The following is a 16,146-nucleotide window of genomic DNA, read 5'->3' on the forward strand; positions in this document are numbered from 1 at the left end:
CTATGGCTGATTTAGCCCAAAATACGGTACAAAAGATTTCACAATTATTGAGTCGGTTGCCCAAGCTTCCTGCGGAAATGACAGCACGTAATATTCTCATTTTTTGCGTCATTTCTTTGCTGTGTTTCGGTTCGGTCATGGTGGCATCCGCATCGATGCCATATGCCGAATATATTCATGAGAATCCATTTTATTTCTTAATTCGTCATGGAATTTCGATTGTTGTTGCTGCTGTGGTGGCATTCTTAACCTATAGAGTTTCCTTGAATTTATGGTTTAAAAATGCTTTTCCATTATGGCTTGTGACGATGGTACTGCTATTGGCAGTGTTGGTCGTTGGTTCGGAAGTAAACGGTTCACATCGTTGGATTAAGCTCGGTGGTTTTACTTTACAACCGACGGAAATTGCGAAAATCGTAATGGCAATTTTTACCGCTGACTATGTTGTTCGCCGTGCTAAAGAAGTTCGAACGCATTGGAAAGGCTTATTGCGACTAAGTGGCGTCATGGCTTTGACAGTTGGATTTATTGTTGCAGAGCCCGATCTCGGTGCAACGGTTGTTATTGTCCTCATGATGGTTGGTGTGTTTTTCTTGGCAGGTGCACCAGCAACTCAATTTTTAATTATGCTTGGGGCAATCCTTGCAGGGATTACGGCACTTATTTTATTTGAACCATTCCGTTTCCAGCGTTTAATTTCCTTTACGAATCCTTGGGCTGACCCATTAGGTGTCGGTTATCAGTTATCAAATGCGTTGATGGCATTTGGACGTGGAGAATGGATTGGAACGGGTTTAGGACACAGCGTACAAAAGCTTTCCTATCTTCCAGAGGCGCATACAGACTTTATGTTAGCGGTTCTTGGCGAAGAATTTGGCTTTGTTGGCGTCACCTTGGTGATGGTATTGTCCTTTACGATGTTGGCGTGCTGTATTCGAATAGGACATCGTGCTCTGCAACATAACTACTTACGCGCAGGCTATTTAGCATATGGCATTAGCATTATTTTTCTGATGCAAATTTTGGTAAATGCTGGAATGAATATGGGCTTAATGCCGACTAAAGGTTTGACTTTGCCATTCATTAGTTATGGCGGTACATCTTTAATGATGTGTGCTGCGATGATTAGTTTAATTCTGAAAATTGATGCATCAACGCAAGAACTTAATCCAGTTAAAGAAGAATCAAATTTCTAATCGTATCGAAAATAAAAAGCTCTACTTTAAGTAGGGCTTTTTTATGGCTTATAAGAAAGTACCTGTGAGATGGATACCTCTAGGAATTACCTTGATGTCCCATTGTTGAACAGCTTGTTGCAGCATGATGCGTGGCTGGTCAAGTTCAACCAAAGGTTGCCCTAAAGCTAAAATGGCCTGCTGTAAGAGGTTTGATGCTTTGCTGATATCCAGTGCTTGAGCCAAATTTTGTTTAGACAGTTTTTGCCCTTGATGATTCATGGCAAGGGGGAGGTGCATATAGTTGAGAGATGGATAATTCAGTAAAGAGCCTAACCAAATTTGTCTGACGGTATTGTCTAAAAGGTCTGCGCCGCGAACCACATGCGTAATACCTTGTAAATAGTCATCTACGACCACAGCCAATTGATAGCTTATAATGCCGTCACGGCGCTTGAGTACGAAATCACCTAAATCATGTTTTAAGTTGGAAGATTGCTGACCTTGTAAGCGATCCTCAAAACAAATCAATTGATCGGCAACTTTCAAGCGAATAGCTTGATCATTGAAATCCAGATGTAAATCGCGGCAAGTACCAACATAAATATGATTTGAACCCAGTATTTTACGGGTACATTGACAGGCATAGATCGCATCTAAGTGTTTTAACTGCTCAAGAACTTGTTCATAAATCTCTAAACGATCTTTTTGGCAAATAATTTCTGCATCGGGTTCAAATTGAAAGGCATCAATACAAGATCGGATATGGTTTTCACTATTGGGATAGATACGAGGAATATCGGTATCTTCAATTCGAACTAGCCATTTGCCGTGGTTGGCTTTGGCATCACAGTAACTTGCGACTGCGGTGAGTAGGGAGCCAAAATGCAATGGGCCAGTTGGAGAGGGGGCAAATCGTCCGATGTAAGGCATAAAGATTTTATGGTTGTGTATTTCAATCCTTCTCCAGTCCCTCCTATAAAGGAGGGGAAATACTCGAATATCATAAATCTTTCAATTCGTAGTATTCCTCCCTTTTCAAAGGGAGGTTGGGAGGGATTATTAACCGTTATTTTGCTTTTCTTTGATTTCAGCCAAAGTCTTGCAATCGATACATAAAGTCGCTGTTGGACGTGCTTCTAAACGGCGTAAGCCAATTTCGATACCACAGGTTTCACAGAAACCGTAATCTTCGTTTTGAATTGTTTCAAGTGATTGTTCGATTTTACGAATGAGTTTGCGCTCACGGTCACGTGTACGTAATTCAATCGCAAATTCTTCTTCTTGCGTTGCTCTGTCGTTGACGTCAGGAAGCGCAGTTGACTCATCTTGCATTGTGTTCAATGTACGATCAACTTCAGACATTAACTCAGCTTTCCATGCATTTAAAATTTGGCGGAAATGCTCAAGCTGTCCTTCAGACATATATTCTTCATTTTTCTTCGGCTGATAAGGTGCAATTCCAAATAAGCTGGCAGTTGTACCACCTTCTGAAGCTTTTGGTTTGGTTTTACGTACGCGTTTCACAGCCGATTTTTGATCGTCGATCACTTCTGTCTGTTCGTCCAAGACTTGATTTTGGTTGTCATTCGCCATATAGGGCATTCCTCATCTTACACGTACTATCTATACGCAAAAAATATGGTGATATGCAAGTGTTTTTATAGAAACCTAAGATGGTTTTTCCCATCAAGGGTCGACATCATATAGAGTTTTTCAGCAAGATGGTAGTCATTCCCGTCCAGATTTTGTGAGAAAACGAGAATGTAATTTGTAATCAAAAGTTTAGTCATATCCTAAGACTTCAGAGCTATTCATTCGCTGTGAAGTTGATAAACGATAGACCTGAGTTTCGATTTCTCCGTTTGCTTTGAGTTTAATAAAGCGGTAACCCGGATGTTCTTCATCAAGTGCGAACTTATCACTTTTAGGTTTGAATTGTATGCAGGTTGATGGCGTTGATAAAAATTGAATATCTTGCCATGTGTTAATAGAATCTTGGTGTACATGACCACAGATAATGGCTTTGATATTTGAAAAAGGTTGAATGGTTTCGAGTAAATCAGATGAGTTCTTTAGTTTATGTTGATCAATCCAAGCAGATTCCATCGCAAAAGGATGGTGATGGCAGGCAATCATAATATGACGATCATGATGTTTTTTTAATAATTCTGTTAATTGTTCAAGGCCAGCCTCTGCAATTTTGCCATCAATTCTTGTTGGCTGTGCGCTATTGAGTAAAATAATGCACCAATCGCCAATTTCTACGACAGTAGGTTGATGCGGATCTGCTCCATGAAAAGGGAAGTGAGATACATCATCATGATTGCCAGGCGTCTGAAAAAAGGGAATACCTATACTCTGCATATGCTTAAGATAGCGATCATAAGTCACAGTTGTTGGGTTTTGTGCTAAATCTCCAGTATGCACAATCATATCGATCTGCGGATGTTGTTGGCGCATCAAGTCAATTACTGCGTGAAAGCTTTGTTCAGGGTGCATCCCGACAAACTCTAAATGCGGATACTCCAATAAATGGGTATCAGTAATTTGTATAATCACAAAATCTTTTTGTGATAATTTTGAGACTTGAAAAGTCACCGTCTTACCCCTTTCAGATTTATTGTCGTTGTATATGTTGACTAAGCCATTGTAATGCCATGATGACAGGGGCATTCTTCAAGCGATTATTTTTGAATAACATGGTGATTTCAGCGTAATCAAACAAATGGAGTTGAATATCTTCCCCTTCATCTGGAACGCCAAAGATGCCTCCATTGCTTGGTAAATCAACTTCTGCGGCATATAAATGAAAAAACTCAGCGCATGCACCAGCAGAAGGATAAAAACTGAATAAATGCTGCAACTCATTAATTTCGCAGCCTGATTCTTCTAGACTTTCACGACGAATACAGGTTTCTGGAGATTCATTTCCATCCAGTACACCCGCAATGATCTCAAGTTGCCATGCTGACTCGGAGTCATTTAATGCACCAACTCGGAATTGTTCAATAAGTGCGAAACGTTGTTGCTGATTGTTATAAAGTAAAACGCCAGCAGCTTCTGGACGATGTATAAGTTCACGCTGAATAATTGGTGAATATTCAGATCGATGAAATAGTCGGTGCGTAAGATTCACTTTCTCAACTTGAATGAATCCTCGGAATAAAAACTCTCGAGATTCTATCGTAACGTCGGATGCTGAATAGCTGGCGTGGTCAAGAATATTCATCTTCAATCAGGATGAGATTGTACATATCTCATCCTAACCGAGATTGATTCGTGGGCAAATCTTTTTTTAGTCGATTTACAGCTTGTGGTACAATTTTAGACCATGTTCCTGATAAGCGGTTTTCATTGCATTGAGACCTGCTTCAACATCTTTTTCAGCATCATTTGATTGCTTGGCATTGTGCTGATTTTGTGCATAATCTCGCACATTCTGCGTGATTTTCATCGAGCAAAATTTTGGTCCGCACATAGAACAGAAATGTGCAGATTTGTGTGCTTCTTTGGGTAAAGTCTCATCGTGCATGCTGCGTGCTGTATCAGGGTCTAAGCTGAGGTTGAACTGGTCATCCCATCGGAATTCGAAACGTGCTTTCGATAATGCATTATCACGAACTTGAGCACCCGGATGACCTTTGGCTAAGTCTGCTGCATGTGCTGCAATTTTATAAGTGATAATGCCGTCTTTGACGTCTTTTTTGTTTGGTAAACCTAAGTGCTCTTTCGGTGTGACATAACACAGCATTGCTGTGCCATACCATCCAATCATTGCAGCACCAATTGCAGAAGTAATATGATCATAACCTGGTGCGATATCGGTGGTGAGTGGACCAAGTGTGTAGAAAGGTGCTTCTTTACAAACTTCAAGTTGTAGATCCATATTTTCTTTAATCATATGCATAGGCACATGACCGGGACCTTCAATCATCACCTGAACATCATGTTCCCAAGCACGGTGTGTCAATTCACCTAAGGTTTTAAGCTCACTGAATTGAGCTTCATCATTTGCATCTTGAATACAGCCTGGACGTAAACCATCACCTAAGCTAAATGAAACGTCATAGGCTTTCATGATTTCACAGATTTCATCGAAATGCGTATACAAGAAGTTTTCTTGATGATGCGCAAGACACCATTGCGCCATAATTGAACCGCCACGAGACACAATACCGGTGAGACGATTTGCGGTCATAGGCACATAGCGTAATAATACACCTGCGTGAATAGTGAAATAATCGACGCCTTGTTCAGCTTGCTCAATCAACGTGTCTTTAAAGATTTCCCAAGTGAGATCTTCCGCGACACCATCTACTTTTTCCAAAGCTTGATAAATTGGAACAGTACCGATCGGAACAGGTGAATTACGGATAATCCATTCTCGGGTTTCATGAATATTCTTACCTGTCGATAAGTCCATGATCGTGTCGGCGCCCCAACGCGTTGCCCATGTCATTTTAGCAACTTCTTCATCAATCGATGAACCTAGAGCGGAGTTCCCAATATTGGCATTAATTTTTACTAAAAAGTTGCGACCAATGATCATTGGTTCAATTTCAGGATGATTAATGTTGGCAGGAATAATTGCACGACCTGCGGCAACTTCTTGACGCACGAATTCAGGTGTAATTTCTCTTAAATTCTGAGCACCAAAGTTTTGTCCTGCATGCTGACGCATGTCTACGCCGTCACCTTGGCGTTGATTTTCACGAATTGCAATATATTCCATTTCAGGCGTAATAATGCCCTGTTTCGCATAATGCATTTGCGTAACATTTTTCCCTGCCTTAGCTCGACGAGGGTTTTGAATATGAGCAAAACGAATGTCAGCAGTACGAATATCTTTTAAGCGAGCCTGACCAAAATCAGAACTTAAACTTGAGAGTACATCGGTATCATCACGTTCTTCAATCCAAGTTTGGCGGACAGAAGGTAGACCTTGATTTAAATCAATTTGGACATCAGGATCGGTATAAACACCCGATGTGTCATAAACCATAACAGGAGGATTATATTCCCCCCCTAAACCTGTCGGCGTTTCTGTCAAGCTAATTTTGCGAAATGGAACTTGGATATCGGGGCGAGAACCTTCAACATAAACCTTGCGTGAAGCAGGTAAAATACGGGTTAAATCTTTAGCATCTTGCTCATGTTGAGCAGAAATATCAGCAGAGGGAAGATTCGTTAATTGGTTCATGGCATGATCCTTATGTATTACATTAACGAATCAAGCACGAGCAAAAACGATAGCGCATTTATCTCTTTGATAAATAAAGGCGAGGCTTTTGTTGGGCTTGATTCCTACGCAGGTGTTAACCTGATCAGGTTCAACGGTACTCATCTTTAAATCTTGCGATTAAGATAATCTCAGCAGTTAATTAACTGCGCTCCGTCAAGCTAGGTATTTAGATTAACAGATTTTTAGATTTTTGTTTTATCAATTCGCAGCAATCGACTTTTGGCTCAGCTATGTTATTGTCATAAAAGTTTCATCATTGCTGTGTTTTAATCACCAATCATTTTTCCATGTGTCTAGTGGAGGCATACTGTGAGTCCAAGTAATCCTGTGTTAAGTCACCATATTTCTTCACAATTTAATGAAGACTTACAAGATGTACATACCAAATTTATGACCATGGGTGGCTTAGTAGAGCAGCAGGTTGCAAATGCAATTCATGCTTTATTAGACACAGATGAAAATTTGGCGATTGATGTTCAATTTAAAGATAATGTTGTTAATCAATATGAGCGTGATATTGATGAAGGTTTGACCTTGATTCTCGCCCGCCGTCATCCTGCTGCAATTGATTTGCGTATGGTCATTGCGATGAGCAAAGCAAATACAGATTTAGAGCGGATTGGTGACGAAGCTTCAAAAATTGCTCGTATTGCGCAAAATTTATGTGAAGAAGGTGAGTCTCCACGCGGTTATATGGAAACACGCCATATTGGTAACCAAGTGCGTGTTATGATTCATGATGCTTTGGATGCTTTCGCGCGTTTAGATGTTGATCAGGCTTTAAAAGTGGTGATGGCAGACGTGGATATTGATCGTGAATATCAGTCTGCAACACGAACTTTGATGACCTACATGATTGAAGACCCACGCCATATTACGCGTGTGATTAATGTGATGTGGGTATTGCGTTCGCTTGAGCGAATTGGCGATCATGCCCGTAATATTTCAGAGCAAGTTATTTATATGGCAAAAGGTATGGATGTACGTCATACCAGTATTGAAGAAATTGAACAAAAAGTGAATCAAAAATAATCACCAAATAAAGATTCAAAGCTGCTACATAATGAGCAGCTTTTTTTATTGCCATACGTTGCATAAAGTCATCGGAAATGAAGTAATCATTAGGTGAATTTTAAGAGTAGTCATCCAATAATTTCTCAAAATCCTAAGGCATTTTTTATTGTGGGGTTAGCGTAATTTGAATAACGTTGCTGGGCAATTGATTGACCTAATATAACCGTGAATATGATTTTTATATAAATTGATATCATACAAATAAAAAAATCCCAGACTTCGGGGGAAAGTCTGGGAGAGAAATATTATGTGTTACTTGAGATATCGAACTATCTCTTTTTGCTTCTGATATTCAATATAAGCGGAGAGTGTTGATCTGTCACGTAGACAACTGTGTATACTCTGTAAACCTTTATTACTTATGTTAATGTCATGTAAAAAGAGAGCTATATTTAGCTCTCTTTTATTCAGTGGTATTAGTTGAAACGATTTACTTTTGTTCCGTCCAACCTTCTGCTTTTTCAACACTTTCGTCATTGTTGAAGAACTTCTCCCGTTGCTCTTCAAGAAACTTCTTCGCATCGGGTTCAAATACATTGAGGCGTTTTTCGTTAATGAGCGTGGTTTGGTGTTTTAACCATTCTTGCCAAGCCTGTTTTGAAACCGTCTCAAAGAATTCTTGACCTTTTGCACCTGGGAATGGTGCAAAGTCTAGACCTTCAAGCTCTTGTTTATATTTGCGGCAAAATACTTGTCTAGTCATGATTTATCCTTAAGCGTATAACTGTTCTAGGCGAGTGTGTGCACGAGTAATGGCTGCTTCAACTTGTTTTGGCGATGTCCCGCCGATATGATCACGCGCATTTACAGAAGCTTCTAAAGTTAAGGCTTTATCAAATACATCTGCTTCGATCAAATCAGAGAATTGTTGAAGCTGTTCCAGTGTCAATTCAGATAAATCTTTTTCTTCAGCGACACCAAGCGCAACTGCTTTACCTACAATTTCGTGTGCATCACGGAAAGCAACACCTTTCTTCACAAGGTAATCAGCAAGGTCAGTTGCTGTAGAGAAACCACGAAGCGCTGCTTCACGCATAATTTCAATGTTTGGAACGAGTGCAGGCACCATATCTGCAAAGGCCATTAAGCAACCACGAACGGTATCAATTGCATCAAACAAAGGCTCTTTATCTTCTTGGTTGTCTTTGTTATATGCCAATGGTTGACCTTTCATTAGCGTTAATAAACTAATCAAATCACCAAACACGCGACCTGATTTACCACGTACTAACTCAGGAACATCTGGGTTTTTCTTCTGCGGCATGATAGATGAGCCCGTACAGAAGCGGTCTGGAATGTTGACGAACTTGAATTGAGCCGAAGTCCATAAAATCAATTCTTCTGACATACGGGACAAATGCATCATAATCAAAGATGCCGCCGCATTAAATTCAATGGCAAAGTCACGATCAGAAACAGCATCAAGCGAATTTTCAGAAACTGCTTCAAAACCCAATAATTCGGCTGTATATGCGCGATCAATTGGGTAGGTTGTTCCTGCTAAGGCTGCTGAACCGAGTGGCATGCGATTAACTCGCTTGCGACAATCTTGAAGGCGTTCAGTATCGCGAACCAACATCTCAAACCAAGCCAATAGGTGATGACCAAATGTTACTGGCTGAGCTGTTTGTAAATGAGTAAAACCAGGCATAATCGTATTGGTATTTTTGCTTGCCAGACTGAGTAGGCCTTTTTGTAAGCGTAGTAATAGACCTAAAATGTCATCAATTTCATCGCGTAAATATAAACGGATGTCAGTTGCAACTTGGTCATTACGGCTACGACCTGTATGTAATTTTTTACCTGTGATGCCGATACGTTGAGTCAAGCGAGACTCAATGTTCATGTGTACGTCTTCTAAATCAATACGCCATTCGAAATTACCTGCTTCGATTTCAGCCTTGATTGTATTTAAACCTTGGATAATATCATCACGCTCAGCCTCGGTCAGTACACCAACTTTAGCAAGCATGGTTGCATGTGCAATCGAACCAGCAATATCTTGTTTATAAAAACGTTGGTCAAATTGAACAGATGCGGTAAATTCTGCAACAAATGCATCTGTTGCTTCAGAGAAGCGACCGCCCCACATTCCAGAGGTTTGATTAGGGCTTGCTGAAGAAGAGGATTGAGAAGATGTGGTCATGGCGGCTCAGTAAAATAAAAAAGAGTATAGCAAATCCAAACGTAGTTGCTGAAATTCGACGCAAGAAGTTATCGAAAACACGTCAAATGAGTCCAGCAGGGTCCTATTTTTTTACGAAAATAAGGCAATCGCAACACTTATTGGAATTAATTGTAGCAAGTAATGTTTTGGCAATGGTACTCGCACTTGCAGAAGCCCGTTCTTGGCAAGCAGTGGAAAGTATCCGAGTTTTTCAATACATGCTTTTTATTAACTGGATAATTTTATCGTTTTCTGCTTTTGTTGACTATTTTCAAGAGTTTTTTGTCAAATTTAGTCAGAAAATGGCGTTAATTTTAGGTTTTATTTTTCTTCAACTTATTGTTTTACTTACCACGTGTGTGATTAATATAATTCAATATTGGGGTTCATCAACAAATAACTTTTCTGAAGATATCTTATTTCAAGGTGTAAGTCTGCATTTGGGATATGGCATCTTGCTTGGTGCTTTCTGTTTGCGTTATCTCTATATGCGAGAGCAATGGATGAATCAGCAATATAGTGAGCTGAATGCGCGGATTCAAGCCATGCAAGCACGTATTCATCCTCACTTCTTATTTAATAGTTTAAATAGTGTCGTGAGTTTGATTTCAATTGATCCTGACAAAGCAGAAAACATGCTGATTAACTTGTCACGATTATTCCGCGCCAGTTTTCAAGAATTGAAATTGGTGAGTTTGGCTGAAGAAATTGACTTGTGTCAGCAATACTTAAGTATTGAAAAATTACGTTTAGGAGAGCGTTTAAAGGTAGAATGGAATATACAGGCGACGTCTTTAGAGTTAAAACGAGTCACGATTCCATTATTAACATTGCAACCTTTGCTAGAGAATAGTATTTTTCATGGGGTAGAAAAAGTTTTACAGCCCTCAACCATTAGTGTATTGGTTGAAATATTGCAAAATCAAGTCAGTATAGTCATTACTAACCCTTATTCTCACGATACAATAAAATCGAGACAAGGGAATGGTATTGCAATAGAAAATGTGAAGCAACGTCTAAAAGCCTATTACGGACAGACAGTGAAGTTTCAGGTTTATGGGGGGGGATCGTTATATACCACGGTGGTAAGTTATCACTATCGAGTAAAATAATAAGTTAAGTTAACCATAAAAAATGACGGATGAAGTTAACGGTGACAAGGAGGAGAGGATGAAAGTTCTGATTGCTGATGATGAACCTCTCGCAGTAGAGCGTTTGTCACGTTTAGTGACCCAAATGGGTCATGAAGTGATTGCGACGGCGCATCATGGGCAGGATGTGTTAAACCATATTGAAAATGATTCGCCCGATGTTGTTCTATTAGATATTCAAATGCCTGGAATGAACGGATTGGAGTGCGCTGAGCAGATCAGTCATCTTAGCCCTCGTCCAGCTATTATTTTTTGTACGGCATATGATCAACACGCATTGGAAGCGTTTAAATTTCAAGCACAGGGATATTTGCTCAAGCCTATTGCACAACAAGATTTACAACAGGTGTTCAATAGTCTGACGCAACTTACACAAGCACAAATGACTGGTTTACAACAACAAGACGATATGTACGATACTAAAACTCAACGCCATCAAATTGCTGCGAAAACTTATCGCGGGGTCGAACTTATTCCAATAGAGAATATTTACTATTTTCTAGCAGATCAGAAATATGTCACTGTGCGTCATCGGAATGGCAGTGTATTAATTGATGAAACTTTAAAAGATCTAGAATCTGAGTTTTCAGATCGTTTTATTCGAATTCATCGTAATGCTTTAGTTTCTCTTGATTATTTAGAACGGTTGGAACTGATTGCGGCTGGTCAGTATCAGGTTAGATTACGTGAGCTGGATGAACGCTTATCTGTAAGTCGCCGTCATTTACCAAGCTTAAGAGAATGTATGCATCAATTATAAAATATTGAGCTTAAGTCAGATGAAAAATCAGTTTTTGCTTGCAATTTTAGGTGAGCAAGTTAAGTTTGAAACAATTGTTTTGATCCATGCTTAACTTGAATTTATGAAGACCTTAAAAATTGCGACTCGACAAAGCCCTCTTGCACTTTGGCAGGCGGAGCATATTCGCTCCCGTTTAAATGCGCTTTATCCAGATTTAACGGTTGAGTTGCTTAAGTTTGTGACGCAAGGTGATAAAATTCTAGATACACCTTTGGCAAAAATTGGTGGTAAAGGATTATTCGTTAAAGAACTGGAAGCTGCTTTGTTAGAGGGTCGCGCTGATTTGGCGGTCCATTCAATGAAAGACGTGCCAATGCACTTACCCGAAGGTTTAACGCTCGCTGTGACTTGTGAGCGAGAAGATCCACTTGATGCCTTTGTTTCGAATCATTACCAAAGTTTTGATGAGTTACCTCAAGGTGCCAAAGTAGGTACATCTAGTTTGCGTCGCAAATGCCAAATTTTACAAATACGTCCTGATTTAGAGATTATTGACTTACGTGGCAATGTGGGGACGCGTTTATCAAAACTTGATGATGGTTTATATGATGCGATCATTTTAGCCAGTGCAGGATTAAAGCGTTTAGGTTTGGCAGATCGAATTCGCCATTGTTTAGCGCCTGTTTTAAGTTTACCTGCTGTTGGTCAGGGTGCATTGGGCTTAGAGTGCCGTGCAGATGATGTGGAATTATTAAAAATTATCCAACCATTACAGCATGAAGAAACCTCAATTTGTGTGCGCGCAGAACGTGCGTTTAATGCCTATCTAGAAGGTGGTTGTCAAGTTCCAATCGCAGGATATGCAACTTTAGCCAATGATCAGCTCAGCATAGAAGGTCGTGTGGGAAGTGTTGATGGAAAAATCTTACTAAAACAACAATTGGCTGGAACTTCAGAAGATGCTGAACAATTAGGTGAACAACTTGCACAATGCTTATTGGAGCAAGGTGCAGGTGAATTGTTAAAAGCGCTTTATTAATGCTTTTTATTAATACACGCCCTGAAGATCGTGCTGTGAACTTAACGCAAGCATTGTTGGAAGTGGGTCATCAGGTTATCAATCTGCCATTGTTGGAACTTGTAGCTGAACCTTTTTCGGGGCATTTACGTGAACTGTATCAGCAACTTGAGCAGGTGCAAGTTATTGTTGTTGTCAGCCCGACCGCTGTTGATGTTGGTATGCAATATTTACAACAACAAAAGATATCCTTAGATCAACTTAAGCATGTGCAATGGATCGCAGTGGGTCAAGCAACTGCCCAAGCACTCGCAAAATTTAATATAGATAGCCACATCCCTGAGGTTGAAAATTCGGAAGGTATGCTAGATCTCCCAATATTAAATCAACAAGTACATTTGGACAAAGTTGCTTTTTGGCGTGGTCTTGGGGGGCGGCAGTTTATGATGCAGCAGTTGCAACAGCAAGGTGTCGAGATTCTTAATTTTGTTCTTTATCGTCGCCAATGCCCAATTCAAAGTGTTACGCTTTTTCCAAAAATTTTAAAAAAAATAATGCCAAGTCAACCTGTTATGGTGTTGATTAGTAGTGAAGCGAGTTGGAATAATTGGCAGCAGCTTTGTGGTCAAAATAATATGGATGCGAAATGGATATATTTGGCGCTAGGTGACCGTTTAGCGCAGCTACTCAAAAATGCACGGTTGCAAACACATCAAGAGATTAACATTATTCAGCTTGATAATTTATCTATATCAGAGATTATTCAACGTATCGGTGCTTGGCAAGGACGTATATGAGAAAGATTGTTTACCTGATTTTATTACTAAGTTTATTATGGTTAGCCAAACTTAGTTATGACGTAGCACAATATTCTCAGATCGTTCCTCAACTCCAGCAACAGCTTACACAGCAGCAGCAACGTTATTCTTTGCTGAATGATCAATTTGTCGCTGTGCAGCGACAATTACAAGATGCTCATTTATCTGACCCTTCAGAAGCTTCGAGCTTACCCAGTATGGTCACGGGTGTAGCGCCTGTTATATTAATCAAACAGCAATTACAGTTAGTTCAATTCGCAATAGATCAACAGCAGTTCATTTATGCGATTGATCAATTAAATCAAGTACAGCAGCATATTGTCCAATATACGGTTTCTCCTGCTTTACAGCATAGTTTGATGAAAGCGATCGAACAGGATAAACAAGCTATTCAACATTATGTGCTTATGCAAACCCAACAGCAGCAACAGATTGATACTTTATTGCAGCAATTGGATCAAAAGCTTTTACAAGAAGTGCATAACCCAACTATTAAAATGCAAAAAGCTGAAGCCTCTTCATGGTGGTGTTGGTTCAAATTTGAAAAGGTGCAGCGTACACAGCCTGATTTAATCAATCGCCATCTCATTTTAAAAGAAGCTCAGTTACGTTTACTTCTTGCTTCACAAGCCTTACATCAAGGACAAGCATCTGAGTATCGCAAATCCGTTCAAGAGGTAATTCGATTATTCTCAATTTTACCTGATCAAAACAGTCAAATGATCAAGCAAAAATTAGAAAAGCTGTTAAATCTTTCAGTTATTCCGACACCTAAATTAACGACCCTTGGTTTACTGGGGTAATGTAATTATGAAACAACTGGTGTTCATTTATTTACTTGTAAGCCTATTATTTTTTGCTATGTTTGCCATGCTGAGCTATGGCTACGGTAATGGCTATGTTTATATTTACTGGCGCGATTGGCAGTTCCAAAGCAGTTTATGGGGCTTAATCGCACTTTTTATTGTGATTAGTTTATTCGCACAGTTGTTATGGTTTGTGAGTCGCAGATATTTTGCGCGAGAACAGCGTAAGAAAGAAAATATTTTACAATTTAAAGATCTACATCCATATGAGCAGCTCGGTATAGTCTGGCTGCTTGATGCGGCAAAAGAACAGCAGGGATTTATTGAGCGTGTTTTTGCTCAGTCAGGATTGCTGAGTAATATTGTTGATGCACAATTTGATTATAAAAATGGTGACTATCAACTCGCTTTGCAGAAACTAGAGAAATCAGCACCGATGGCCTTTGAGCTGGCAGAACTACAGCGGATCGATATTTTCTTAGAACAACATGAAACAGAAAAAGCATTAACCCATCTAGAATTCCTTGCACAGCATCAACTTTCACCTTGGTTGGCTGAGATTGAAACTGCTTATCAACAACGCATTACTGTTTTGTGGGGTAAACTTGCCTTACAACAGCCTTGGTTATTTTTACAATCAATTCAGCATGGTTTATTAAGTGCAGAACATCGAGATCTCTGGTTGCAACAATTACTCATACAGTTTGATCAAGCATCTGTGGATGACTTAGCTGCACTGCAACAGCGGTATATTGCTCTAGAGAATGAAATTCAAGCACGACCATATAGTAGTAAGGTTTTGTGGTTAAAATTATTGGCACGTATGCCAGAAATGGGATTGCAGCATGAGGATCTTGCATTGCATTTATTGCAGGAAAATTTCGATCCAGAGGTTTTTTATCTTTGGTTCCAACAGCAACTACTGAAGCAAATTCCCGATTATAGCTATGTTGAGCAACGTATTATTCAGCTAGAACAGCGTTACACGAGTGTTCCAATGTTGACCTTTGCAAAATGGCATATTTATGTTGCAACTCAACGTTTAGAAGAAGCTGAGCAGTTATTAACTTTATATCCTGATAATATATTAATGAGCTATTTGCGGATTAAATCAACGCTTGGAGATAATCTGGATTTGATCAGGCAGTTGAATTTAATCTTTGAAAATGATGTTAATTTTTTAAACTTTAAGATATGAGTGAGATATGAAAGACCTGTCTGTCTATCCTGTTGTACATCGACAAACAATTGCTTGGGGTGATATGGATGCTTTTGGGCATGTAAATAATGTGCAGTATTATCGCTATATTGAGAGTGCACGAATTGCTTATTTAATGGCATTAAATATATTTGATCAAGATATAGTGACGGTGGTAGCCTCTAGTCAATGTAAATATTTAAAGCCAGTATTTTATCCTGATGTGCTGCATATTGGTGCACGTATTGAGGAGCTCAGAAATAGTGCTTTTCGAATGCATTATAGTTTATGGAGTGAAACACAAAACCAAATCGTTGCAACAGGAGAGGCAGTGATGGTTTGTGTCGATAAAGTAACCTCCAATAAACTAGCTATTCCTGAATTGATTAAACAAAATATTATTGCTATTGAGCAAAGTGTTGGAAATAATCTTGCATTAAAATAATTTTATAAAGACTATTATGTCTATATTTATTTTGAGTGCGTTAATCTCATATAACTTATCTTTTTATTTTGTGAATTAATTCATAGATAGTCTAGATTTGTTATATGAAATTCAACCTATAGAAAGCATCAAGAATTAAGGTAAAATTAATATTCATCAGGTTCTAAAAATTATTTCATCATTTTAAAAAAAATTTAATACAATAGATTTAATCAAATGCACTTAAGTTTGGCAGAGTAAAACTTGAAGTGCGACATAAACCACCTAATTAATTTAAAGGGTTTATGGAGTATATAAAATTGTCATA

The 16,146-nt window shown here is 39.1% G+C and carries 16 protein-coding genes and 1 riboswitch; of the genes, 9 read left to right on the forward strand and 7 right to left on the reverse strand.

Annotated elements, in window-relative coordinates:
- Positions 1-2 precede the first annotated feature (2 nt).
- The gene (gene ftsW / locus NO346_RS02980) at positions 3-1,196 is read left to right on the forward strand and encodes a putative lipid II flippase FtsW (RefSeq protein ID WP_005163125.1); all 1,194 of its coding nucleotides are present in this window, start codon (positions 3-5) and stop codon (positions 1,194-1,196) included.
- A gap of 48 nt (positions 1,197-1,244) precedes the next feature.
- On the opposite strand, the gene gluQRS is transcribed toward ftsW, so the two are convergent.
- From gluQRS to thiC, 5 genes are all read right to left on the reverse strand, one after another.
- On the reverse strand, positions 1,245-2,108 hold the full coding sequence (gene gluQRS / locus NO346_RS02985) for a tRNA glutamyl-Q(34) synthetase GluQRS (RefSeq protein ID WP_087536546.1): 864 nt from the start codon (positions 2,106-2,108) through the stop codon (positions 1,245-1,247).
- Between the two features lie 129 nt (positions 2,109-2,237).
- On the reverse strand, positions 2,238-2,771 hold the full coding sequence (dksA, locus tag NO346_RS02990; protein ID WP_005163120.1) for an RNA polymerase-binding protein DksA: 534 nt from the start codon (positions 2,769-2,771) through the stop codon (positions 2,238-2,240).
- A gap of 189 nt (positions 2,772-2,960) precedes the next feature.
- Entirely contained in the window at positions 2,961-3,776 is an 816-nt protein-coding gene (cpdA, locus tag NO346_RS02995) for a 3',5'-cyclic-AMP phosphodiesterase (RefSeq protein ID WP_087545154.1), read from the reverse strand.
- Positions 3,777-3,795: 19 nt separating this feature from the next.
- Positions 3,796-4,407 (reverse strand): NUDIX domain-containing protein, encoded by a 612-nt coding sequence (locus tag NO346_RS03000; protein ID WP_087547825.1) that lies wholly within the window; start codon positions 4,405-4,407, stop codon positions 3,796-3,798.
- Positions 4,408-4,482: 75 nt separating this feature from the next.
- Positions 4,483-6,378: a phosphomethylpyrimidine synthase ThiC gene (gene thiC / locus NO346_RS03005; protein WP_256414191.1), complete on the reverse strand. Its 1,896-nt coding sequence runs from the start codon at positions 6,376-6,378 to the stop codon at positions 4,483-4,485.
- A gap of 84 nt (positions 6,379-6,462) precedes the next feature.
- A riboswitch (TPP riboswitch) is annotated at positions 6,463-6,583 on the reverse strand.
- Between the two features lie 146 nt (positions 6,584-6,729).
- Between thiC and phoU the strand changes: the two genes are divergently transcribed.
- Positions 6,730-7,452 (forward strand): phosphate signaling complex protein PhoU, encoded by a 723-nt coding sequence (phoU, locus tag NO346_RS03010; RefSeq protein ID WP_087536549.1) that lies wholly within the window; start codon positions 6,730-6,732, stop codon positions 7,450-7,452.
- A gap of 472 nt (positions 7,453-7,924) precedes the next feature.
- Here the strand turns inward: phoU and NO346_RS03015 are convergent, their stop codons facing one another.
- Positions 7,925-8,197, reverse strand: a complete 273-nt coding sequence (locus NO346_RS03015) for an oxidative damage protection protein (protein WP_004773983.1) — start codon at positions 8,195-8,197, stop codon at positions 7,925-7,927.
- Between the two features lie 9 nt (positions 8,198-8,206).
- Entirely contained in the window at positions 8,207-9,640 is a 1,434-nt protein-coding gene (argH, locus tag NO346_RS03020; protein WP_034602814.1) for an argininosuccinate lyase, read from the reverse strand.
- On the opposite strand from argH, the gene NO346_RS03025 reads away from it, so the two are divergent.
- The 7 genes from NO346_RS03025 (at position 9,631) to NO346_RS03055 (ending at position 15,839) form a co-directional block, all read left to right on the forward strand.
- Positions 9,631-10,773: a sensor histidine kinase gene (locus NO346_RS03025; RefSeq protein ID WP_256414192.1), complete on the forward strand. Its 1,143-nt coding sequence runs from the start codon at positions 9,631-9,633 to the stop codon at positions 10,771-10,773. The genes argH and NO346_RS03025 overlap by 10 nt on opposite strands.
- Positions 10,774-10,831: 58 nt before the next feature.
- Positions 10,832-11,572: a LytTR family DNA-binding domain-containing protein gene (locus NO346_RS03030; protein WP_087545162.1), complete on the forward strand. Its 741-nt coding sequence runs from the start codon at positions 10,832-10,834 to the stop codon at positions 11,570-11,572.
- A gap of 103 nt (positions 11,573-11,675) precedes the next feature.
- Entirely contained in the window at positions 11,676-12,593 is a 918-nt protein-coding gene (hemC, locus tag NO346_RS03035; RefSeq protein ID WP_005163098.1) for a hydroxymethylbilane synthase, read from the forward strand.
- Entirely contained in the window at positions 12,593-13,369 is a 777-nt protein-coding gene (locus NO346_RS03040; protein ID WP_256414193.1) for a uroporphyrinogen-III synthase, read from the forward strand. Before hemC ends, NO346_RS03040 begins: the two co-directional genes overlap by 1 nt.
- Positions 13,366-14,193 carry a hypothetical protein gene (locus tag NO346_RS03045; protein WP_256414194.1) on the forward strand — a complete coding sequence of 276 codons (828 nt, stop codon included), beginning with the start codon at positions 13,366-13,368 and terminating at the stop codon, positions 14,191-14,193. Before NO346_RS03040 ends, NO346_RS03045 begins: the two co-directional genes overlap by 4 nt.
- Before the next feature lie 7 nt (positions 14,194-14,200).
- Positions 14,201-15,394 (forward strand): heme biosynthesis protein HemY, encoded by a 1,194-nt coding sequence (locus tag NO346_RS03050; RefSeq protein ID WP_249570685.1) that lies wholly within the window; start codon positions 14,201-14,203, stop codon positions 15,392-15,394.
- Positions 15,395-15,401: 7 nt separating this feature from the next.
- On the forward strand, positions 15,402-15,839 hold the full coding sequence (locus NO346_RS03055; protein ID WP_249570686.1) for a thioesterase family protein: 438 nt from the start codon (positions 15,402-15,404) through the stop codon (positions 15,837-15,839).
- Positions 15,840-16,146: the final 307 nt, after the last annotated feature.

Source organism: Acinetobacter sp. 5862 (assembly GCF_024494585.1).
In the GTDB taxonomy this organism is placed as follows: domain Bacteria; phylum Pseudomonadota; class Gammaproteobacteria; order Pseudomonadales; family Moraxellaceae; genus Acinetobacter.